Source organism: Candidatus Methylomirabilis sp. (genome assembly GCF_028716865.1).
Classification (GTDB): domain Bacteria; phylum Methylomirabilota; class Methylomirabilia; order Methylomirabilales; family Methylomirabilaceae; genus Methylomirabilis.
The window spans coordinates 1-19,517 of sequence record NZ_JAQUOY010000024.1; the positions used below are offsets into that span (position 1 = coordinate 1).

At 59.9% G+C, this 19,517-nt stretch carries 21 protein-coding genes; 16 read left to right on the forward strand and 5 right to left on the reverse strand.

Annotated elements, in window-relative coordinates:
- The coding region (locus PHV01_RS10005; RefSeq protein WP_337291012.1) for a proteasome accessory factor PafA2 family protein at window positions 1–410 on the forward strand (410 nt) is incomplete at its 5' end.
- Window positions 411–587: 177 nt separating this feature from the next.
- On the forward strand, window positions 588–2,108 hold the full coding sequence (locus PHV01_RS10010; RefSeq protein ID WP_337291013.1) for a leucyl aminopeptidase: 1,521 nt from the start codon (window positions 588–590) through the stop codon (window positions 2,106–2,108).
- A 27-nt stretch (window positions 2,109–2,135) separates the two neighbouring features.
- Here the strand turns inward: PHV01_RS10010 and PHV01_RS10015 are convergent, their stop codons facing one another.
- Entirely contained in the window at window positions 2,136–2,366 is a 231-nt protein-coding gene (locus tag PHV01_RS10015) for an Lrp/AsnC ligand binding domain-containing protein (protein WP_337291014.1), read from the reverse strand.
- A gap of 217 nt (window positions 2,367–2,583) precedes the next feature.
- On the opposite strand from PHV01_RS10015, the gene PHV01_RS10020 reads away from it, so the two are divergent.
- The 14 genes from PHV01_RS10020 to PHV01_RS10085 all read left to right on the forward strand — a co-directional run bounded on the left by PHV01_RS10020 (window position 2,584) and on the right by PHV01_RS10085 (window position 15,917).
- Complete coding sequence (locus PHV01_RS10020) at window positions 2,584–3,819, forward strand: MFS transporter (RefSeq protein WP_337291015.1); 1,236 nt, start codon at window positions 2,584–2,586, stop codon at window positions 3,817–3,819.
- Between the two features lie 37 nt (window positions 3,820–3,856).
- Window positions 3,857–4,768 carry an ankyrin repeat domain-containing protein gene (locus tag PHV01_RS10025; RefSeq protein WP_337291016.1) on the forward strand — a complete coding sequence of 304 codons (912 nt, stop codon included), beginning with the start codon at window positions 3,857–3,859 and terminating at the stop codon, window positions 4,766–4,768.
- Window positions 4,769–4,950: 182 nt separating this feature from the next.
- Window positions 4,951–5,664, forward strand: coding sequence for an ankyrin repeat domain-containing protein (locus tag PHV01_RS10030; RefSeq protein WP_337291017.1), 714 nt, complete (start codon window positions 4,951–4,953; stop codon window positions 5,662–5,664).
- 122 nt (window positions 5,665–5,786) lie between these two features.
- Window positions 5,787–6,698, forward strand: coding sequence for an ankyrin repeat domain-containing protein (locus PHV01_RS10035; protein ID WP_337291018.1), 912 nt, complete (start codon window positions 5,787–5,789; stop codon window positions 6,696–6,698).
- 161 nt (window positions 6,699–6,859) lie between these two features.
- Window positions 6,860–7,771 carry an ankyrin repeat domain-containing protein gene (locus PHV01_RS10040; protein ID WP_337291019.1) on the forward strand — a complete coding sequence of 304 codons (912 nt, stop codon included), beginning with the start codon at window positions 6,860–6,862 and terminating at the stop codon, window positions 7,769–7,771.
- Between the two features lie 117 nt (window positions 7,772–7,888).
- Window positions 7,889–8,803, forward strand: a complete 915-nt coding sequence (locus PHV01_RS10045; protein ID WP_337291020.1) for an ankyrin repeat domain-containing protein — start codon at window positions 7,889–7,891, stop codon at window positions 8,801–8,803.
- 120 nt (window positions 8,804–8,923) lie between these two features.
- Window positions 8,924–9,742: an ankyrin repeat domain-containing protein gene (locus PHV01_RS10050; protein WP_337291021.1), complete on the forward strand. Its 819-nt coding sequence runs from the start codon at window positions 8,924–8,926 to the stop codon at window positions 9,740–9,742.
- Window positions 9,743–9,944: 202 nt separating this feature from the next.
- Entirely contained in the window at window positions 9,945–10,106 is a 162-nt protein-coding gene (locus PHV01_RS10055; protein ID WP_337291022.1) for a hypothetical protein, read from the forward strand.
- A 1-nt stretch (window position 10,107) separates the two neighbouring features.
- Window positions 10,108–12,105: an FAD-dependent oxidoreductase gene (locus PHV01_RS10060; protein ID WP_337291023.1), complete on the forward strand. Its 1,998-nt coding sequence runs from the start codon at window positions 10,108–10,110 to the stop codon at window positions 12,103–12,105.
- Window positions 12,080–12,598: a Rieske (2Fe-2S) protein gene (locus tag PHV01_RS10065; protein ID WP_337291024.1), complete on the forward strand. Its 519-nt coding sequence runs from the start codon at window positions 12,080–12,082 to the stop codon at window positions 12,596–12,598. Before PHV01_RS10060 ends, PHV01_RS10065 begins: the two co-directional genes overlap by 26 nt.
- Before the next feature lie 104 nt (window positions 12,599–12,702).
- On the forward strand, window positions 12,703–14,184 hold the full coding sequence (locus tag PHV01_RS10070; RefSeq protein ID WP_337291025.1) for a cytochrome b N-terminal domain-containing protein: 1,482 nt from the start codon (window positions 12,703–12,705) through the stop codon (window positions 14,182–14,184).
- A 38-nt stretch (window positions 14,185–14,222) separates the two neighbouring features.
- On the forward strand, window positions 14,223–15,014 hold the full coding sequence (locus tag PHV01_RS10075; protein ID WP_337291026.1) for a cbb3-type cytochrome c oxidase subunit II: 792 nt from the start codon (window positions 14,223–14,225) through the stop codon (window positions 15,012–15,014).
- 271 nt (window positions 15,015–15,285) lie between these two features.
- On the forward strand, window positions 15,286–15,573 hold the full coding sequence (locus PHV01_RS10080) for a hypothetical protein (protein ID WP_337291027.1): 288 nt from the start codon (window positions 15,286–15,288) through the stop codon (window positions 15,571–15,573).
- Entirely contained in the window at window positions 15,570–15,917 is a 348-nt protein-coding gene (locus PHV01_RS10085) for a type II toxin-antitoxin system PemK/MazF family toxin (protein WP_337291028.1), read from the forward strand. The genes PHV01_RS10080 and PHV01_RS10085 overlap by 4 nt, the downstream gene beginning before the upstream one ends.
- 22 nt (window positions 15,918–15,939) lie before the next feature.
- On the opposite strand, the gene PHV01_RS10090 is transcribed toward PHV01_RS10085, so the two are convergent.
- The 4 genes from PHV01_RS10090 to PHV01_RS10105 form a co-directional block, all read right to left on the reverse strand.
- Window positions 15,940–16,062 (reverse strand): NAD-dependent epimerase/dehydratase family protein, encoded by a 123-nt coding sequence (locus PHV01_RS10090; protein WP_337291029.1) that lies wholly within the window; start codon window positions 16,060–16,062, stop codon window positions 15,940–15,942.
- Between the two features lie 181 nt (window positions 16,063–16,243).
- The gene (locus PHV01_RS10095) at window positions 16,244–17,266 is read right to left on the reverse strand and encodes a DUF4365 and DUF1817 domain-containing protein (protein ID WP_337291030.1); all 1,023 of its coding nucleotides are present in this window, start codon (window positions 17,264–17,266) and stop codon (window positions 16,244–16,246) included.
- 274 nt (window positions 17,267–17,540) lie between these two features.
- Entirely contained in the window at window positions 17,541–18,455 is a 915-nt protein-coding gene (locus PHV01_RS10100; protein WP_337291031.1) for a selenium metabolism-associated LysR family transcriptional regulator, read from the reverse strand.
- A gap of 10 nt (window positions 18,456–18,465) precedes the next feature.
- Window positions 18,466–19,512 (reverse strand): glycosyltransferase, encoded by a 1,047-nt coding sequence (locus tag PHV01_RS10105; protein WP_337291032.1) that lies wholly within the window; start codon window positions 19,510–19,512, stop codon window positions 18,466–18,468.
- Between the last annotated feature and the right edge of the window lie 5 nt (window positions 19,513–19,517).

Consider the following 19,517-nt stretch of genomic DNA (forward strand, 5'->3'; position numbering starts at 1 on the left):
ACCCGCTCCAGCTCCACCGCGAGCTCGACTGGGTCATCAAGCACGGGCTCATCACCTCCTACATCACCCGCAAGGGCTGCTCCTTCGACGACCAGCGCGTCTTCATGCTGGACCTGCAGTACCATGACATCAAGCGGACCCGTGGGCTGTACTACCTTATGTTGCATGACGGACTGATCGATCGGGTGATTACAGAGGACGAGATCGAAGCGGCCATGACGACGCCGCCGCAGACGACCAGAGCCAAGGTACGAAGCGACTTTATCAAGTACGCGAATGAGAAGAACAAGTCGTACGATGTGGGTTGGAGCTACCTGAAGCTGAACGATCGGTATCAGCGCACGATCCTCTGCAAGGATCCGTTCAAGCCATGGGATCCGCGCGTGGATGAACTGATCGGTTTGTCGTAGGGGCCGTGCGTGGGGGCGCAGCGTTCAGCGGTCAGCCCTTCCGCACGTTTCGGTGTAGGCACTGATAGCTGATAACTGAACGCGTACAGCGGTACGAAGAGAGAGGGGTGGCAGCCGCCATCCCTCCTATTTTTACGGCCACGAGGTGGACGTGGATTGTTTGAAAGGAGTGATCGAGTGAAGGTAGAGCTCAGGACAGAGGAACTACTTTCTTATGAAGGAGATGCGCTGATCGTGAATCTCTTCGAGGGGGTGGAGCACCCAGGCGGGGCGACTGGGGCAGTGGACCAGGCGCTCGGGGGATCGATCGCCTCCGCCATCCGCCAGCAGGAGTTCAAAGGTAAACTGCATGAGCGGCTCCTACTGCATACCAGCGGACAGCTTTCAGTGAGCCGTGTGCTGGTGATCGGGCTGGGCAAGCAGGACGAATTTACCCTTGATCGGGCGCGCTCGGCTTCTGCAGAGGCGATGCGCCATCTGCGCGGGGTGGGGGCGCGAAAGGTGGCGTCCATCGTGCACGGCGCCGGTATCGGAGGGCTGGATGTCGGGCAGGCGGCTTGTGCTGTCACCGAGGGGGCATTGTTGGGCCTCTATCGGTTTGATATGTATAAGAAACCGGAAGAAAACGGGAAGAAGGTCATCCAGGCGCTGACGCTGCTGGAGCGTGACAAAACCAAGATTCCCGCAATGAGGGAGGGAGTGCGTCGCGGCCGAATCCTGGCCGAGGCTGTGAGCTTCGCCCGTGACTTAGTGAATGAACCGGCAAATACCCTGACCCCGTCAGAACTGGCGGCGCGAGCCAGGAAGATGGCGAGCGGCTTAGGCCTCACGATCAAGATCCTGGAGCGCGCCGACATGAAGAAACTCGGTATGGGGGCGCTCCTGGGGGTGGCTCAAGGAAGTCAGGAGCCCCCGAAGTTCATTGAGGTGAGCTACAAGGGGAGAAAAGGGAAAGGGACGGGTCCGCGCCTCGGCCTGGTAGGGAAGGCGTTGACCTTCGATTCGGGAGGGATCTCGATCAAGCCGAGCGAGGGGATGGAGGCGATGAAGAGCGACATGGCCGGTGGGGCGGCGGTCCTCGCAGCGATCAAAGGGATCGCGGAGCTCAAGCTGCCGGTGGATGTGACGGCCATTGTGCCGGCGACGGAGAATATGCCAAGCGGGACGGCCCAGCGTCCCGGCGATATCGTCAAGGCCATGAACGGCAAGACGATCGAGGTGATCAACACGGATGCTGAGGGGCGTCTGATCCTGGCTGATGCGCTCTGTTACGCCTGTGACAGGGGCCTTACTCATCTCGTCGACGTTGCGACATTGACGGGTGCCTGCGTTATCGCTCTCGGGTCAGTTCGGACCGGCGCCTTTACCAATGACGCCGAACTGCTGCGGCAGGTGAAGGAGGCGAGCGAGGCGGCCGGCGAGAAGATCTGGGAACTGCCGATGGATGATGAGTACGCCGAACAGATCAAGAGCGATTATGCGGACATGAAGAATGTCGGCGGGCGAAAAGCCGGGCCGATTACCGGCGCGAAGCTTCTGGCGAACTTTATCGGGAAAGCGCCGTGGGTTCATCTGGACATTGCCGGAACCGCGCAAACCGAGAAGGACAGCGGATATCAGGTGAAGGGGGGAACAGGGGTGATGGTCCGTACCCTGATCTCTTTAGCGATGAGCTTCGCCGGGTCCGGGAAGAGGTGATGACATTCCTGGACCGTTGGGGGGATTCTACACAGCGACGCAGGTCACCGTCCTTGTGACGCCCTTCAAGGTGCGGATTTTCGAGAGGACGACCGCCCCGACCGTGCCGACGTCAGTTGCCTCAACGCACGCGATCACATCGTAGGGTCCGGTTACAGCATGCGCCGACTTCACCCCTTTTATCTTCTGCAATGCTTTGACGATGTTGGCCGTCTGGTCCGATGAACCTTCGATCAGGACATACGCAGTGGTTGTCATAGTGGATTCCTCCTTTCGGGTAGCCGAACGCTAAGATAGGGTTATAATAATAAAAGAGCTGACTCTTTCTGCCGACAACGTCTGCCTCAGGAGTCTCCGGCCACTCATATGCCCGGAACAATGGCTCAATCTGATAGGCGGATGATCTCGACTCGACGTATGTATACGATAGATTCCAGCGGTATACAAGGAGAAAGATAGGGGGCTGACCTTACAGATGGATCGATCAGGTAAGGGTCACGTCATAACGTTATCGAGCCCGACCAGTCAGGCGCGGGATAGCTCTGTCGATGAAACGATTTCCAGCTTCAACTTCTTCGTTGCCTGCCTTGCGAATTTTTTCTTTTTCTCCAGTCTCAACGCCTTCAGTTTGCTCCCCCTCTACATCAAGACACTCGGGGGGACCGAATCGCAGATCGGTTGGGTCATGGGGAGCTACAGTCTTACGGCCATTCTTGGGCAGCCGCTGGCTGGGGCCCTTGTTGACCGCTTTGGACGTAAGCGATTTCTCCTGGTGGGATCGGCGTTAGGGATACTGGCCTCGGTCGGCTTTGCCTTTTCGACCCACATGGATGCGCGATTTATTTTCTTTCGCATCCTGCAGGGTATCGGGTACTCCACCTTCTATGTCGCGAATCTGACCCTGGTGGCTGAAATCGTCCCATCGAGCCGTCGCGGGGAGGCGGTAGGTCTTTTCGGAATCTCGGGACTCATTACGATCGCACTCTCTCCCGCCCTCGGGGAGCAGGTGATCCATCGTGCGGGATATTCGACTTTCTTTTTGGCCGCCGCGGTTGCCGCAACGGGCTGCCTGCTGACCAGTCTGGCGTTTCGTAATCTCGCCTCGATGCCACGCGAAGCTGTCTCTTCGGGTCCTTCTTTCTTGATCCCGCCGGTCCGCATTCTTCCGCCAATTCTCCTCTCGCTGGTATTCGGTCTGACCTCCGGGGCGGTATTCGTATTCCTGCCGACCTACGCGACGCAGGCTGGGTTGCCGCGCATCGGTGGATTCTACATCGCGTATAGCGTGGCTGCGATAGGCATCCGGTTGGCATGTGGCAGATTGTCTGATCGATGGGGGCGTCGGCGCGTGATCCTTCCCGCCCTGTTGCTTATGGGATCCGGTACCCTGGGACTTGTCTGGCTCGTCTCTCCAGTCGGTCTGTTGCTGGTTGGGATGCTGACCGGAATGGCTCACGGCTTGCTGTTTCCCGCCCTGAGTGCCTACGCAATCGATCTCGCGGACTCGGAGGAGCGAGGCCGCTCCATTGGCGCGTTCACCACTGCAATGTTGCTTGGCCATGCCCTTGCATCGTTCATATTCGGTATTGTCGCAGAGCAGTTCGGCTACCGGCTGATCTACCTGTTGGCTTCGACAATTGCGATCACGACGTTTTTTGTAATGTGTCGTTTTCGAGATAGCTCAAATACGCAGATGACCTCATACGTGTGAGCCTCTGTTGGGATGTACGATCTGAAAAGGAGATTACATGGGGTTCTTCAGCTCATTATTTGAGGGTGGCGGGAAACTTGGCAAGAACCTTATCGATGCGTCTAAATCTGGAACCGCCGAAAACGTCAAGAGCCTGTTAGCTCAAGGCGCAGATACGAACGCCCGTGATAAACATGGCTGGACTCCCCTGATGCATGCGTCCTGGCATGGACGTTCCGAAGTGGTAGAGCTATTGCTCGCTCAAGGGGCGGATGTGAATGCGACTGATCAACATAGCTGGACCGCCCTGATGCGGGCATCCTGGAAAGGGCATTCCGGAATGGCAGAGTTGCTGCTCGCTCAAGGGGCGGATCCGAACGTGAAGGATCATAATGGTGTGACTCCCCTGATGCATGCAGCCGGGCATGGACGTTCCGAAGTGGTAGAGCTGCTGCTCGCTCAAGGGGCTGATGTACATGCGACAGATAAAGACGGCTGGACCGCCCTGATGCATGCAGCCGGGCATGGGCGTTCCGGGGTGGTAGAGCTGCTGCTCGCTCAAGGGGCTGATGTACATGCGACAGATAAAGACGGCTGGACCGCCCTGATGCGGGCGTCCTGGAATGGGCATGCCGGGGTGGTAGAGCTGTTGCTCAGTCAAGGGGCGGATCCGAACGTGAAGGATAAGAATGGCGGAACTGCCCTGATACGTGCGTCTTGGAGAGGACATTCCGGGGTGGTAGAGATGCTGCTTAATCATGACGCTGATGCGAACGCAATGGATTATAAGGGCGGGACGGCCCTGATTCGCGCATCAGAGAGAGGACGTTCCAGGATTGTAGGGCTGCTGCTTAATAAAGGCGCTGACGTGAAAGTGAAAGATCATAGTCGTCAGACGGCCCGGATGTATGCGTCTTCCAATGGCCATTCTAAAGTTGCTGAACTGCTGGACAGGCACGCGATAAGCTAAGAAAAAGGCGCATAACTTCACGTATGAAAATTCCCTTTTGGGCTATCCACTTGACTCTCGCAGGCGCTATGTATATGGTTTTATGGTCTGGGGTGGGTTGCCAGGCAACTATTGCTCCGGCAGGGATCGATCCGGCTGCTTGCCGGATCAGATGGACGGGCTGAGCGTTAAAAGGAGGTTATATGGGTTTCTTCAGCTCATTATTTGAAAGTGACAGGAAGCCTGTTGATAAACTTATCGAGGCGTCTAAATCCGGAGACGCCGAAAAAGTAAAAAGCCTGTTGGCTGAAGGCGCTGACGTGAACGTGAGAGACCAGGATAGTGTGACCGCTCTGATGTCTGCATCCGGACATGGGCATTCCGGGGTGGTAGAGCTGCTGCTCAAGCACGACGCTGAGATAAACGCGATAGATAAAGACGGCTGGACGGCCCTGATGCATGCATCCTGGCATGGGCATGCCGAGGTTGTACAGATACTACTCAAGCGCGGGGCTGATCTGAACGCCAAGGCGCGCAGTGGTGCAACGGCCCTGATGCGTGCGTCTGAGAAAGGGCATTCCAGAGTTGTGGGGCTGCTGCTCAATCACGACGTTGATGTGGATGCCAGGGCGAATGATGGCGCGACCGCCTTGATACGCGCATCCTGGCATGGACATGCCGGGGTTGTGGGGCTGCTGCTCAATCACGGTGCTGATGTGAATGCAAGAGACCACAATCGCGCGACCGCCTTGATACGCGCATCCTGGCATGGGCATACCAAGGTGACAGAGCTGCTGCTCGATAAGGGCGCTGATGTGAACGCGAAGGATAATATGAATGCGACGGCCTGGATGTATGCCTCCCAGAATAAATTGTCTAAGATTACTGAACTGCTGGACAAACACGGGGCGCGCTAAGATTGGACGCAGCGATCAGCTTTCAGCGGCCAAGGGATGGGAAGTAGAGGGCGCTATTTACCTTCGGCCTTCAGCCTGGCGCTGATCGCTGAAAGCCTTTTTCGTAGGAAGAGGGGGGTTGCATGGGTTTCCTGAGCTCATTATTTGGGAGTGGTGGGAAGCGTGGTAAAAGGCTCATTGAGGCGTCCAAATCCGGAGACAGCGACACAGTGAAGCGCCTGTTGGCTGAAGGCGCCGATGTGAATGGAACGGATGGGGATGGCTGGACAGCCCTGATACATGCGTCCTTCTACGGGCAGACCGATGTTGCAGAACTCCTCCTCAATAAAGGCGCTGATGTGAATGCGAAGGATAAGAATGGCGGAACGGCATTGATACGAGCGGCCTGGAAGGAGCATATCAGAATTGTGGAGATGCTGCTCAAAAGGGGCGCTGAGGTCAATGTGAAGGATAAGGATAGTTTCAGCGCGCTGATGCGTGCGGCATGGAATGGCCGCTTCGGGGTGATAGAGATGCTGCTCAATGCCGGGGCTGTCATCGATGCGAAAGACAAGTTTGGATTAACCGCCCTCATGCGCGCGTCGTTGAACGGACATACCAGGATTGCAGAGCTCCTGCTCAATAAAGGTGCGGATGTAAACGCGCGGGATCAACATGACGGGACAGCGCTGATACAGGCGGCTGCACATGGACATGCCGAGGTTGCAGGCCTCCTGCTCGATCGCGGTGCAGACCTAAACGCGCGGGATCAGTATAGCAGGACGGCGCTGATACGGGCGGCTGCGCACGGACATGCCGAGGCTGCGAAGCTCCTGCTCGATCGCGGTGCAGACCTAAACGCGCGGGATCAACATGGCTGGACGGCGCTGATACGGGCGGCTGCGCACGGACATACCGGGCTTGCAGAGCTCCTGCTCAGCCGCGGCGCGGATCTGAACACACTGGACGTTGAGGGCGGAAATGCCCTGATGCGGGCGACATTGAATGGGCATACGAAGATGTGCGAATTGTTGAAACAGTATGGAGCGAGCTGAGGTTGGAAGAAGCGATCAGCCCTCAGCGATCAAGAGATAGGAGTATAGACTAAAGGCTGAAGGCTGAAGGATCCTCACAATCTTCTACCTTCAGTCTATTTACCTTCGGTCTTCAGTCTGGTGCTGACCGCTGACACCTATTGTCTGAGAAGGGAGGGTGCATGGGTTTATTTGGCTCACTATTTGAGGGTGGTGGAAAGCATGGCGCAAAGCTCATCGCGGCGTCTCAATCCGGAGAGTCCGATAAAGTCAAGAGCCTGTTAGCTGAAGGCGCCGATGTGAATGCGAAGGATCGCGAAGGTTGGACACCTCTGATGCATGCGTCCTGGCATGGACATGCCGAGGTTGCAGAGTTGTTGCTCGATCGCGGCGCAGACCTGAACGCGAGTGACAATAATGGCGGGACGGCCCTCATACGCGCATCCTGGCACGGGTATGCCGGAATTGTAGAGCGGCTGCTCGCTAAAGGCGCCGATGTGAATGCGAGCGATAAGGACAGCTTTACGGCCCTGATGTATGCGGCCGAGAATGGGCATGCCAAGGTTGCGGAACTGCTGCTCGCTAAAGGCGCCGATGCGAACGTCAGGGCGAATAGTGGCCGGACGGTCCTGATGATGACGTGTGCGGAAGGATATACCGGAATCGTAGAGGCACTTCTCAACCAAGGCGCCGATGTGCATGCGAAGGACAAGAGCGGCTGGACGCCTCTGATGTATGCGTCCGGGAAGGGGCATACCGGAATCGCAGAGCTGCTGCTCGCGAAAGGCGCCGATGTGAATGCGAAGGATAATAATAGTGTAACGGCCCTGATGCGTGCGTCTGTGAATGGACAAGCCAAGGTTACAGAGCTGCTGCTCGCGAAAGGCGCCGATGTGAATGCGAAGGATAATAATAGTGTAACGGCCCTGATGTATGCGTCCGGGAAAGGGCATGCCAAGGTTGCAGAGTTACTGCTCACGCATGGCGCTGATGTGAACGTCAAGGCGACTGATGGCGGGACGGCCCTGGAGTATGCGCATTGGCATGGGTATGATGACGTTGCTCAACTGCTTGAGAGACACGGGGCGCACTGAGCGGGAGTAGAGGCTGAAGGCTGAAGGTTTTGAGGATGCGTCAGTCTTCGGTCTTCGGCCTGAACACCAGCTTTGAGTGCCGGTCGCCTGCGGCTATTCTCAAGAGGAGGAGATACGATGGGTTTCTTCGGCTCATTATTTGGTGGGGAAGGTGGGAATCCTGCTGATAAGCTCATCGAGGCGTCAAAGTTCGGAGACATTGAAAAAGTCAAGCGCCTGCTGGCTGAAGGCGCCGATGTGAACGCGAGAGATACGGATGGCTGGACGGCCCTGACACATGCGTCCTGGTATGGGCATACTCGGGTTGTCGATCTGCTACTGAATAAAGGCGCCGATGTGCATGTAAGGGATAATAAAGGCTCTTCGGTGTTGATCCATGCGTCTTGGAGGGGGCATGTGGAGGTAGTGAAGCTGCTGCTGAATAAAGGGGCTGATGTGTATGTGCGGAATGAAGATGGCGGAATAGCCATGATGCGTGCGTCTGAGAAAGGGCATGCCGGGGTTGTGGAACTGCTGCTGAATAAAGGCGCCGATGTGAATGCGAGGGATAAAGACGGCTGGACGGCCCTGATGCGAGCATCCTGGTACGAGCATGCCCCTGTTGTGGAGCTGCTGCTGAATACAGGCGCTGATGCAAACGTAAGGGATCAGAATGGCGGAACACCCCTGATGCATGCGTCCAAGCACGGGTATGCCGGGGTTGTGGAGCTGCTGTTGAATAGAGGTGTTGATGTGAATGCCAAGGCGGGTAATGGTGTAACCGCCCTGATGTATGCATCTGAGTACGGGTATGCCGGGGTTGTGGAGCTGCTGTTGAATAAAGGTGCTGATGTGAATGCCAAGGCGGGTAATGGCGCGACTGCCCTGATGCTGGCGTCTGGGAATGGGCATGCCAGGGTTGTAGAGGCACTGCTCACTCAAGGCGCTGATGTGAAGGCGAAGGACCATGATCGCCAGACGGCCCGGATGTACGCCTCTGCTGGCGGGCATGCCAAGCTGGCTGAGCTGTTGCAGAAGCACGAGATGCGCTAAGATTAAGAGAAACGTTCAGCTTTTAGCGATCAAGAGATAGAGGAATATAGGGTGCTATTTACCTTCGGCCTTCAGCCTGGCGCTGATTACTGATAACCATTTTCCAAGAAAGGAGGCACTATGGGTCTCTTCGGACAATTATTTGGTGCGGGAGGTGACAAGCCCGCCAGCAACCTTATCGATGCGGCGAAATATGGAGAGGTTGATAAAGTCAAGAGCCTGTTAGCTGAAGGCGCCGATGTGAACGCGAAGGATCTGGATGGCTGGACGGCTCTGATGCGTGCATCTTGGCGTGGGGATGTGGGGATTGCAGAGCTGCTGCTCAATAAGGACGCCGATGTGAACGCGGGTGATAAACAGAACTGGACAGCCCTGATGCATGCGTCTGAGAATGGACATCCAGAGATTGCAAAGCTGCTTCTCAGTAAGAACGCTGATGTGAATGTCAGGGCGAGCAATGGCGCAACGACCCTGATCATCGCGTCTGCCAACGGCCATACCGAGATCGTCAAACTTCTGCTCGAGAAGGGGCCCGAAGTGAACGCGCAGGCGAATGATGGCGGGACGGCTCTGATGCGTTCGGCTGCGAACGGGCATACCGATATTGTCACACTGCTGCTCAATAAAGGCGCGGATGTCAACATTAGGGATCGAAAAGGCGAGACGCCGCTGATGCGTACCGCTGCGGAAGGGCAGTTGGGGCTTGTTACGATGCTGCTCGAGCACGGGGCTGATGTGAACGCGCAGGCGATTAAAGGCGAGACAGCCCTGATGTATGCGGCGTGGTATGGGCGTATGGGGGTTGTTAAGCTGCTGCTCAGTCACGGCGCTGATGTGTATCTCAAGGATAGCGTCAAGAATGAGAACGCCAGAGGGTATGCGTACGGGAACGGACATGAGGACATCGCGCTGCTGCTGGAGAAGCACGCGGCGCAATGAGAAAAAAGCGCGGATTTTTCCTTGAACTCGATTTAAACTTTCTGATAGTGTGTCAGCCGCCTCTACTACTATCTCCCATTTGATGCCTTCTCCGGTTCTGGCGTCGTGAGACACCGGAGAGGGCCGAGCCTGGTGCGACGCACGCAGTCATGCCGCGCACCGCGCTCAAAGGGTTCCCAGAAAGACCGGGCAGGAGGAGGCCGTGGTTGCACCTGGGCTGGATGCGTTCCGGGTGGCCCGCTTCAAAGTCGCGCTTGAAGCGAAGGACTGGCTCCGCCTTCTCGAGTACAAGGGTTCCGCCCTCTTCTTCTCGCACACCGGCCCGCACGGTGATGGCGCGCCCCGGCCGCGCCGTGGCGCTTGACATGCCCGAGGACCTCAGTCCGAAGTATCAGGTCACCATCCCGAACCACGCTTACTGGCGCCAACAGATCAAGTGCCAGGACGCCTGCCCCGTGCACACGGACGCCCGCGGCTACGTGAGCGCCATCGCCGACGGCGATCCCGAGCGGGCCTACATCATCGCCCGCGAGCCGAATCCCTTCGCCTCGATTTGCGGCCGGGTGTGCGCCGCGCCCTGCGAGGCCGCCTGCCGCCGGGGCGACCTCGACGCGCCCGTCGCCATCCGCGCCCTTAAGCGCTTCGTGACCGAGCGCTACGGCGTGGAGGCCCCGCTGCGGGCCGACCGGGCCCGCCCGCCGATCGAGGCGACGGGCCTCCACCTGGTGGAGGCGAGCCCGAGCGTCCGGGAGATCCGGAATGCCGAGGACGCCACCGCCCTGCGGCGAGTCGGCCGGTGTGGGCACGCGGGGACGGGCAAGCGCGTGGCCGTGGTCGGCTCAGGGGTGGCGGGCCTGACCTGCGCGCACGACCTGGCCCTGCTCGGGTATCGGGTGACGGTCTTCGAAAAGCAGACGGTCCCCGGTGGGATGCTCATGCTCGGCGTCCCCGAGTACCGCCTTCCCCGGGACCTGGTGCGGGCGGAGATCCAGGCCATCCTCGACCTGGGTGTGGAGTTGAAGACGAACGCGGCCATCGGACGGGACTTCGCGCTGGCCGACCTGCGGGCCCAGGGTTTTGAGGCCACGTTTCTGGCCGTCGGGTGTCACAAGGCGCGTGGGCTGCCGATCGAAGGAACCGAACTGGACGGGGTCTTTCGGGCGGTGGAGTTCCTCCTCAATATCAACCTCGGCTTCAAGGTTGACCTGGGCCGGCGCGTGATCGTGGTGGGCGGCGGGGACGTGGCCATGGACGCGGCTCGCACCGCCGCCCGCGAGATGGCCGGGGTAGATCTCGTCGGGGCCATGCGCGAGGCCATGGACGTTGCCCGCGAGGCAGTCCGAACGGGCGCCAGTGAGGTGCGGGTCGTCTGCCTCGAGTCCTGGGAGGAGATGCCGGCCCAGCGCTTCGAGATCGAGGAGGCTCTGGCGGAGGGGCTGACCATCTTCCCGCGCCTCGGACCGAAGCGCATCGTGGGTCGGGAGGGCAAGGCGGTCGGCTTGGAGACAATTCGCGTAAGCCGGGTCTTCGACGAGCAGCGACGCTTCAGCCCCCAGTTCGTGGAAGGGACGGAGCAAGTGATGTCCGCCGACTCGATCATCCTGGCCATCGGGCAGGCGCCGGACCTGGCCTTCCTTAATCCGGAGGATGGCGTCGCAGTCACCCCCCGCCAGACGATCCAGGTGGACCCGGCCACGCTGGCCACCAGCGCGCCCGGGGTGTACGCCGGCGGCGATGCGGCGTTCGGCCCGCGCATTTTCATCGAGGGTGTCGCCAACGGACATCGCGCAGCCCGCTCCATCCACGAATATCTGAGCGGCCGGCGTCTCGCCCCCTCGACCCTGGAGGAGTGGGTCCGCCTCGATCACGGCCGCCAGGTCCTGCGGGGAGAGGCCGGGACCGAGCCGGCCTTACCGCGCGTGTATCCCGGCTACCGGGCGACGCCGCGCCACGAACCGCCAGGCCTGCCCATCGACCGACGCATCGGGATCGCCGAAGTGGAGCTGAAGTACCCGGACCCCGAAGCGCAGGCTCAGGCACGGCGCTGCGTCCGGTGCGGGATCCACACGATCTTCGACGGCACAAAGTGCATCCTGTGCGGCGGGTGCGTGGATGTCTGTCCTGAGTACTGCCTGCGCATGGTGCCTATAGATCGGCTCGCCGGCGACGACGCCGTGACGTCCCTCGCTGAATCCTTCATCGGCTCTCCACAATCCGCAACCCCCGTCGCGGCCTCAGTCGCGACCGCGATGCTCATGGATGCGACCCGCTGCATCCGCTGCGCCCTGTGCGCGATGCGGTGTCCCACGGGCGCCATCAGCATGGAGGCGTTTCGCTATGCCGAAACCTGGATCCTCGCCTGAGTCGAGAGACAACAGTCCGGACGAGGGGCGGATCTCGCGCCGAGTCCTGCTGGGGACAGGCTGGTGCGGGTTCCTGCTGTCCATCGTGGGCCCTGCCCTGGCCAACATCCGCTTCCTCTTCCCCAACGTGGTGTACGAAGGCCCCACACTGCTCAAGGTGGGACGCCCGGAGGACTACGCGTCGGGAACGATCACGTTCCTGGATGAGCAACGGCTCTTCATCATGCGAGACGCCGAGGGGCTCCGAGCGCTGTCGGCCATCTGCACGCACTTGCGGTGCACCACCGGGCCCTTCGTGCCGCCGACCGCCGAGTGGAGGGAGGCCCACTCGCGCTGCCCGTGCCACGGCAGCGTCTTCGCCAAGGACGGCCGGGTCCTCCAGGGACCGGCCCCACGGCCCCTCGATTTCTATCGGGTTAGCCTCGCCCCGGACGGCCGCCTCGTGGTCGACACGGCCGCCGTCGTGGACAAGGGGGATGTCCTGAAGGTGTAGGCAAGAGGCCGAAGGCAAGCGCGAGGCCATCATCGCTTCGGTGTATCGCCGTCGGGAGACGGCTCCTACCCGGACCACCCGGAACTCAGGTGTTCTTGGGAGCCATGATGACAGACGGATGGACGAGCGGGATTATCGGTCGCGTGACTGCGAGCCGGCTGTGGAAGTCGGTCTTTCGGCACGGCTATCCGGCCACGGATCTGGACCGGATGGCCACCATGTTCACCAACTTCTTCCTCCACCTCCTCCCGGCCAAGGTCCATCCGAACAGCCTACGCCTCACCTACACCTGGGCTCTGGGGATGGTCACCTTCTACCTCATGGTCATCCTGTTCGTGACCGGCTTTCTCCTGATGTTCTTTTACATCCCGGTCACGGACCTGGCCTACCACAACATGAAGGACCTCCAGTTCGCCGTCTCCTTCGGCCTCCTCCTTCGCAACATGCACCGCTGGGCGGCCCACGGGATGGTGGCGCTGGTATTCCTCCACATGAGCCGCGTCTTCTACACAGCCTCGTACCGCCCGCCTCGAGAGTTCAACTGGATCCTGGGTGTCCTCCTCTGGCTGGTGACGCTGTTCCTCAGCTTCACGGGGTACCTCCTCCCGTGGGACCAGCTCGCCTTCTGGGCCATCACCGTGGGTACGAGCATCGCCGGCTACCCCCCCTGGATCGGAGAGACCATCCGGACCCTGATGCTCGGCGGCCATCAGGTCGGCCAGGGCGCCCTGCTGCGCTTCTATGTGCTCCACGTCGCGATCCTTCCCGCGGTGCTCTGCCTCCTGGTGGCGATCCACTTCTGGCGGGTGCGGAAGGACGGCGGCCTTTCTCGGCCGGAGGGCCCGGCGCCGAAGCGCACCGCCATCCTGGGCGCCGAGGGGCGGTTCGTCCCTGGGCCTCAGAAGACCTATACCTTGATGGAGGTCGTGCGCGGAACCTCGCCGATGGTGGGGGCACAGAGGCCGGAGGACGAGGTCCCCGCCTGGCCCCACCTCCTCTTCCGGTTGGTCGTTCTCTTCCAGGTCGTGCTGGGCGTTGTCGTCCTCCTGGCCATCTTTTTTGACGCTCCCCTGGAAGAACTGGCCAACCCCACGCACCCGCCGAACCCGGCCAAGGCGCCTTGGTACTTCCTGGGCCTGCAGGAGCTGGTAAGCTACTCGGCCCTGGTGGGGGGCGTGGTGATCCCCGGCCTCCTGGTCCTGGGTCTGATGGGCATCCCGTACATCGACCGTGCGCGGGAGGGGGAGGGGATATGGTTCACGTCGGCCAGGGGGAAGCGGATCGCGGCATGGTCTTTCGTGGGAACGATCCCGTACACCATGGGCCTCCTGTTCCTGAACGCTCGCTTCGGCGTGCGGCGATTCTCCCCCGAAGCCCCGCAGGGGGTCGTGGACCTGCTCAACCCGGCCACGCTGCTCCTGGCTGCCATCGTCGCCTTCTCGGTCATCGTCGGCTGGCGTACCGGCTCGCGCCGGATGGCGGCCATCGCCCTCTTCTCGGCCTTTGTCTCGGCCTACGTGCTCCTAATGATCATCGGGACGTGCTTTCGCGGTCCAAACTGGGACTGGGCGCTGCCATGGCGTTGAGAGCACCTGGTGTGGACTAGCGGGAAGAGAGGCAGGGGATGAGCCGGCGCTGGGTGTGGGCCTTCGCTGTGTTGGGCGTCTTCAACGGGCTCCTCTTTTTAGTTGCCCTCTGGCGCGACTATGACCGGGATTGGAAGCGCTACCAGACGGCCTTCTTCGCCCTCGAGGGCCGCAAGGCGCGGACGGCCCGGGAGGAAGAGGCCGTGAAGGCCCGCCGGCACGAGTTCATCCAGGTCGCCGTGGCGGGGACCGCGAGGGTGGACCGGTGCATGATGTGCCACCTCGGCATCGAGGATCAGCGGTTTGCCGACGCGCCGCAGCCGTTCCGGACCCACCCGGAGATCCCGAGACATCCCTTCGAACGCTTCGGGTGTACCGTCTGCCACGGGGGGCAGGACATGGCCACCACGAAGGCCGATGCCCACGGGCGCGTCCCGTTTTGGGGGGAGCCGCTGCTGGAGGAGGAGTACCGCCAGGCTGCCTGCGGTGGCTGCCACCTCGGCGCCGACGTACCGGGCGCGCCGCTGCTGGCGCAGGGGCGGCAACTCTACCCCCAGCAGCCCTGCGTCGGGTGCCACCGGATCCGTGGCGTGGGCGGGGTGGTCGGGCCAGACCTCACGTTCGTGGGGAGCCGCAAGCACGACCCCGAATGGTACCTGCGACACTTCAAGGATCCGCAGGCCACGGTGCCTGGCTCGACCATGCCCTCCTTCAAACACCTGCCGGAGGCGGAGTTGAAGGCGTTGACGGTCTACATGCTGAGCCTGCGCGAGATGCCGTCGGCCCTCCTTCCGGCGCCCAGGACAGCGGCAGCCTCTGAGACGCGATGATGGCTTCTATTCCGCTCACCGCTTGAATACGGGCGCCTCAGCGCTCATCTTGTGCGCAGACACGCTGGATTGGAGCGACGGTTGCTCGCATCGGCGCATCGTCACGCATCGTCGGCGCGTCCCGTGCGCTCGGTCGAATCGCTGGTTATGTGACCGATCCAACTACGCCCAAATCCTAACCGACTCAATCAACTACTGCTACATGATTTCCCACAACTGAACTTTACGCATGGCATCTTTTCTGCCATAATTCCTGTCAGGAGGATAGACCATGTCCAAGACGGATATGAAGAACCTGCACGTACCCTTGCCACAACCGCTGTATCAGCGCCTCCGCGCAGAAGCCAAACGCGAGAACCGACCGGCCACAGTCTTGGTCCGTGAGGCGATCGATCTCTGGCTTACCGAGCAGTACCGGGCCTCCGTACACGACGAGATTGCCTCCTACGCGCGAACAGTCGCGGGGACCTCTGACGATCTCGATCCGGACTTGGAAGCGGCAAGCGTTGAGCGCTTGGTGGATACCGTGGAGAACTCCGAGCGAGTTACGGACCAGTGAAGCGAGGCGAGGTGTATTGGGCCAGCCTTTCCCCACGGTCCGGATCCGAACAACAAGGCGCTCGGCCGGTCATCGTCGTGTCGCACGATGCGTTCAACCAGACCCCAGGGTGGCGATCCGTCATTGTGGTCCCCGTTTCCACAGCCGGCTCCCAGGCGCGACGTGGACCGACCGCCGTATCGCTCCCGGCAGGAACAGGCGGCCTGAAGAAAGATAGCGTCGCGCTTTGCCACCAAGTAACGACGCTTGATCGAAGCAAGTTGACCTCGCTTGCCGGGGTACTTCCACCCGAACTCCTCGCCCAAGTCGGCGACGGTTTAAGAATCGCACAGGATCTGCCGTAGCCAACCACAAGACGATCTCCGGTCATACAACGATTTGGGCGAGCCGCCCGAGGCAGCGCACCCCGCGGCCATCCGCTTCGATCCGGCGCCAGAGTCGTCCCCCGACATAGCCAGTGACGCCCGTGACGAGAACGAGACCGCTCATGCCGATCCCGTGGACCTCGGAATGCAGTCCTCGGTATCTGCATGCAGGTGACCGCCCGTTGATGCTCAAGGAGGAATCTCACAGCCCATCGGCCCAACGTTTGAGGTAACCAGCCGCCGGAGCGCGAAGCGCGGAGGGAACCCGCAAGCGCAGCTTGCGGGCGGTCCAGTCGACCGAGAGGTTATGCATCATCGCTATCCGGCGGGTTGAAGCCGAGACATCTAAAGCAGGCATAGGTGATGCGCTTGTTTTCTTCGATTGACATTCCAAGCCATTCGGCCATCGCATTCAGCCCAGGAAACTGGCGCATAAAAAATGTTCCCACCATTTCGGTCTCGAATATGACCCGTCGAGTCACCGTACGTGTTGACCGTTCGCCTTCCCAGGAGACGGTTGTCAAGCACAAAGCAAAAAGTCGAAGAGTGGCCGTGGGCTGCTCTGTTCGGACGAAGAACAGCAATTCGGGCAAGGCTGCTTCAAGAGCCGCCATATACCGACGAACTTCGGGAATCTCGAAGAGTTCTCGGGGGTCATTGTCGTAGCCGGAGATGCTGAACTCAATTTTCCCTTGGCACTCGTAAGCCAGTTCCTTGGTAGAGCGCAGACGATCAAAGAAAGCTCGGGGCCGCGATGTATCCATTGAGAGAACGTCTTTGTCATCGAAAACAAATAGGACGTGGCCGGACTCCACGATCATCTTGTTGAGCGCCCAATACGCCCGTAACTCCGCTAGCGTGTCGGCCGGCGGTGGCAGGAGAGCCAATAGTGCCGCCTTAGACTGGGACAACCTATTCTCGAATGGAACTGTGATCTTCCAACCAGCTTCAGTTGTTTGTGTCTGCTCGGGTTGAAACCGAACCCAAAAACATTCACCAGACTCTGGGTCACAGACAATGATCAGGACGGGAATTGGGTAGTTCGAGAGGTAATTGAAGTGCTTCAACTCGCCACGGTAGACATAGCCCCACTTATTCTTCTCTTGTAGGAATGACCTTCCGCACTTGATTTGCATCGCGAGTAGCTGACCAGTTACCGCACCTGAGTCAGTCACTACTTCAAGTTGGCCATCTATGCCAAAGTCGTGTTCCTGATGGTTCCGTTTGAAGAGCCACCCAAACGAATCAGAAGCGATCCGAGCAACAAGGGCAACTCCAAGTTCGCCTTGCTTGGCTGAACTAGAAAGCGTGGGGAAGCCGATGATCATGATGCATAACTATTGAGTAGATTGGTCAGCCTATCTCGACTGATGAGTTGTGAGGTTAAGACAAATCCTACAAGTTTTTCCCAGACTTAACAAGAAATTATCAGCTTTCTGGAGCATGGCCAACACTGCACGTCTGGTCAGCCTATTCCGGCAGACTCCAATGGTCTCTGCCGATCAAAGCCGAGTCGATGAGGACTCGTGAGGCGTCAGCGTTCAGAGCAAGGGCGATACATTCGTTGAGGAGCGGGCCTGTTACTGCATGCTTTACGCAGAATCAGGAATGATGAGATTCGTGAGGACGGGTGGGGGCGCCGAGGAAGGCGAGAAAGGCGTTGCAGATGGGCGAGCGGGAACGGTGGCGATGGGTGATGAGGTAGAACGGCCTGGTCAGTTTCAGGCCTGCGATGGGAATGGCGGTGAGTTCGCCGCACTTGATATCGCTGGCGACGGCGAGCTTCGAGATGATGGCGATACCGCTGCCGGCCTTGACCGCTTGTCGGATCGCCTCGTTGCTGCCCATCTCTGCGATCACCCTGAAGGTGTCCATCGACAGATGGTGCTGCGCCAGGGCGTGTTCCATCATCTTGCGCGTTCCAGAGCCGCGCTCCCGAATGAGAAACGGCTGACTCGGCAGCTCCTTGATCTTGACGATTCTCCGGGACGCCCAGGGGTGCGTGGGCGGCACGACCAACACCATCTCGTCTTCGGCACATTGCTGGTACTCGAGCCTGCCATCATCGAATTGTGCGCCCACGACGCCAACCTCATACGCGCCGGTCGTCACTGCCTCGATGATCTCTTTTGAGTCCGAGACCTTGAGAACGATCGAGATGTCCGGGTACTGGGCCCTGAACCGTCCGATCAGGGACGGCAGCAGATAGCCGCCGGGGATGCTGCTGGCGCCGAGTATCAGTTCTCCCTTTAGCCCTCCCCTGAGCTCGTCGAGCGCCTGTTGCGCTTCCTGGCGGAGCGCCAGAATCCGTTTGGCATAGCGATACAGCAGATCGCCGGCCTTGGTCGGGGTGGCTCGGTGCCCGAGGCGATCGAGGAGCCGGATTCCTGCCTCCTGCTCCAGTTTCTTGATGTGGCCACTGACCGTGGGCTGGGTCAGGTAGACTGCGTTGGCTGCCTTCGAGAAGCTTCCCGATTCAACGATTCTGGCGAACAGTTCGAGGGCGTGGATATCCATGATGCGTCTTCTATCCTCTGCGCGAGCAGGCGCCGATCGCCTCTTGATACAGTTGGAGATAATCCTGAATCTCCCCTTCTCGGGAGAACTCCCGCTCGATCTTTTCCTTCCCGTTCTTCCCCAGCGCGTGGCGCAGGCTCGGCTCCCTGATGAGCCGCTCAGCCTTGCGAGTAAACTCCGCCTCCGAACCGAAGAGCAGCCCATTGATCCCGTCTTGCACCACCGATCGGTTCCCCTCGATATCCGAAGTCAGGACCGCTCGTCCGCAACTCATCGCCTCCAGGATGCTGTTGGCCATGCCGCCTTCGGAGAGCGATGAGTTGATCACTACATCCACGGACGTAAGCATGGCGCAGATCTGCTCATGAGGAACCGATCCCAGGTAGAAGGCCCAGGGGTAGTCTCGCAGGGCTTCCCGCAATCGGGCTCCTTCCGCCGCCTCGATGACCGGTCCCACAAAGACGGCCTTGACCTGCGGATACCGTATTCTGAGCGCGTCAAGTGGCTTCAGACAGAAGGTCACATTTTTGACGCGCCGGATGCCGGCCGGGATAAAGAAGATCAGGTCATCCGGCGTGAGATCCAGGTGCTGTCGGAGATCGAATGGGGTCTCCTGGCAGCGAACCGTCTGGCCGATCACGCGGATTCGGCGTGCGACCTCGGGGAGTTCACCGACGAGCTTGACCCGCATACAGTCGTGAAAGACGACGATACGCGTTGCCCGCTGAAGGACGTCTATGACTTTTAACCTCCAGTGAGGATCGAAGAGATCGGTATTGACATCAGTTCCGGTGATGGTGAGGATTGAAGGGATGCCAAGCCGAAGCGCGGCCTCCGTCACGATCTGCCCCGAAGAGCTGACATGGAATCCATGGATCAGGTCAGGTGTGAAGTCTTCCAGTGCCTGCAGGATCTCGCCGGGTGAGGATCCATACTCCAGGGACCAGACTCGGACGATCACACCCTGTTCTTTCAACCCGGACTCGATGCGCTGGACCGTAATCGAATTGCCGCGGACCGAGGGGAAATAATAGGGGGTGACAATACCCAGTCGCATCCGCC

Excerpts from the sequence above, each read along its gene's own strand:
- PHV01_RS10015 (WP_337291014.1), bottom strand. The coding sequence starts at position 2,366 with ATGACAACCACTGCGTATGTCCTGATCGAAGGTTCATCGGACCAGACG.
- PHV01_RS10045 (WP_337291020.1), top strand. The coding sequence starts at position 7,889 with ATGGGTTTCTTCGGCTCATTATTTGGTGGGGAAGGTGGGAATCCTGCT.
- PHV01_RS10070 (WP_337291025.1), top strand. The coding sequence starts at position 12,703 with ATGATGACAGACGGATGGACGAGCGGGATTATCGGTCGCGTGACTGCG.
- PHV01_RS10075 (WP_337291026.1), top strand. The coding sequence starts at position 14,223 with ATGAGCCGGCGCTGGGTGTGGGCCTTCGCTGTGTTGGGCGTCTTCAAC.
- PHV01_RS10035 (WP_337291018.1), top strand. The coding sequence starts at position 5,787 with ATGGGTTTCCTGAGCTCATTATTTGGGAGTGGTGGGAAGCGTGGTAAA.
- PHV01_RS10040 (WP_337291019.1), top strand. The coding sequence starts at position 6,860 with ATGGGTTTATTTGGCTCACTATTTGAGGGTGGTGGAAAGCATGGCGCA.
- PHV01_RS10030 (WP_337291017.1), top strand. The coding sequence starts at position 4,951 with ATGGGTTTCTTCAGCTCATTATTTGAAAGTGACAGGAAGCCTGTTGAT.
- PHV01_RS10060 (WP_337291023.1), top strand. The coding sequence starts at position 10,108 with ATGCCCGAGGACCTCAGTCCGAAGTATCAGGTCACCATCCCGAACCAC.
- PHV01_RS10090 (WP_337291029.1), bottom strand. The coding sequence starts at position 16,062 with ATGAGCGGTCTCGTTCTCGTCACGGGCGTCACTGGCTATGTCGGGGGA.
- PHV01_RS10050 (WP_337291021.1), top strand. The coding sequence starts at position 8,924 with ATGGGTCTCTTCGGACAATTATTTGGTGCGGGAGGTGACAAGCCCGCC.
- PHV01_RS10100 (WP_337291031.1), bottom strand. The coding sequence starts at position 18,455 with ATGGATATCCACGCCCTCGAACTGTTCGCCAGAATCGTTGAATCGGGA.
- PHV01_RS10020 (WP_337291015.1), top strand. The coding sequence starts at position 2,584 with ATGGATCGATCAGGTAAGGGTCACGTCATAACGTTATCGAGCCCGACC.
- PHV01_RS10105 (WP_337291032.1), bottom strand. The coding sequence starts at position 19,512 with ATGCGACTGGGTATTGTCACCCCCTATTATTTCCCCTCGGTCCGCGGC.
- PHV01_RS10095 (WP_337291030.1), bottom strand. The coding sequence starts at position 17,266 with ATGATCATCGGCTTCCCCACGCTTTCTAGTTCAGCCAAGCAAGGCGAA.
- PHV01_RS10025 (WP_337291016.1), top strand. The coding sequence starts at position 3,857 with ATGGGGTTCTTCAGCTCATTATTTGAGGGTGGCGGGAAACTTGGCAAG.
- PHV01_RS10080 (WP_337291027.1), top strand. The coding sequence starts at position 15,286 with ATGTCCAAGACGGATATGAAGAACCTGCACGTACCCTTGCCACAACCG.
- PHV01_RS10065 (WP_337291024.1), top strand. The coding sequence starts at position 12,080 with ATGCCGAAACCTGGATCCTCGCCTGAGTCGAGAGACAACAGTCCGGAC.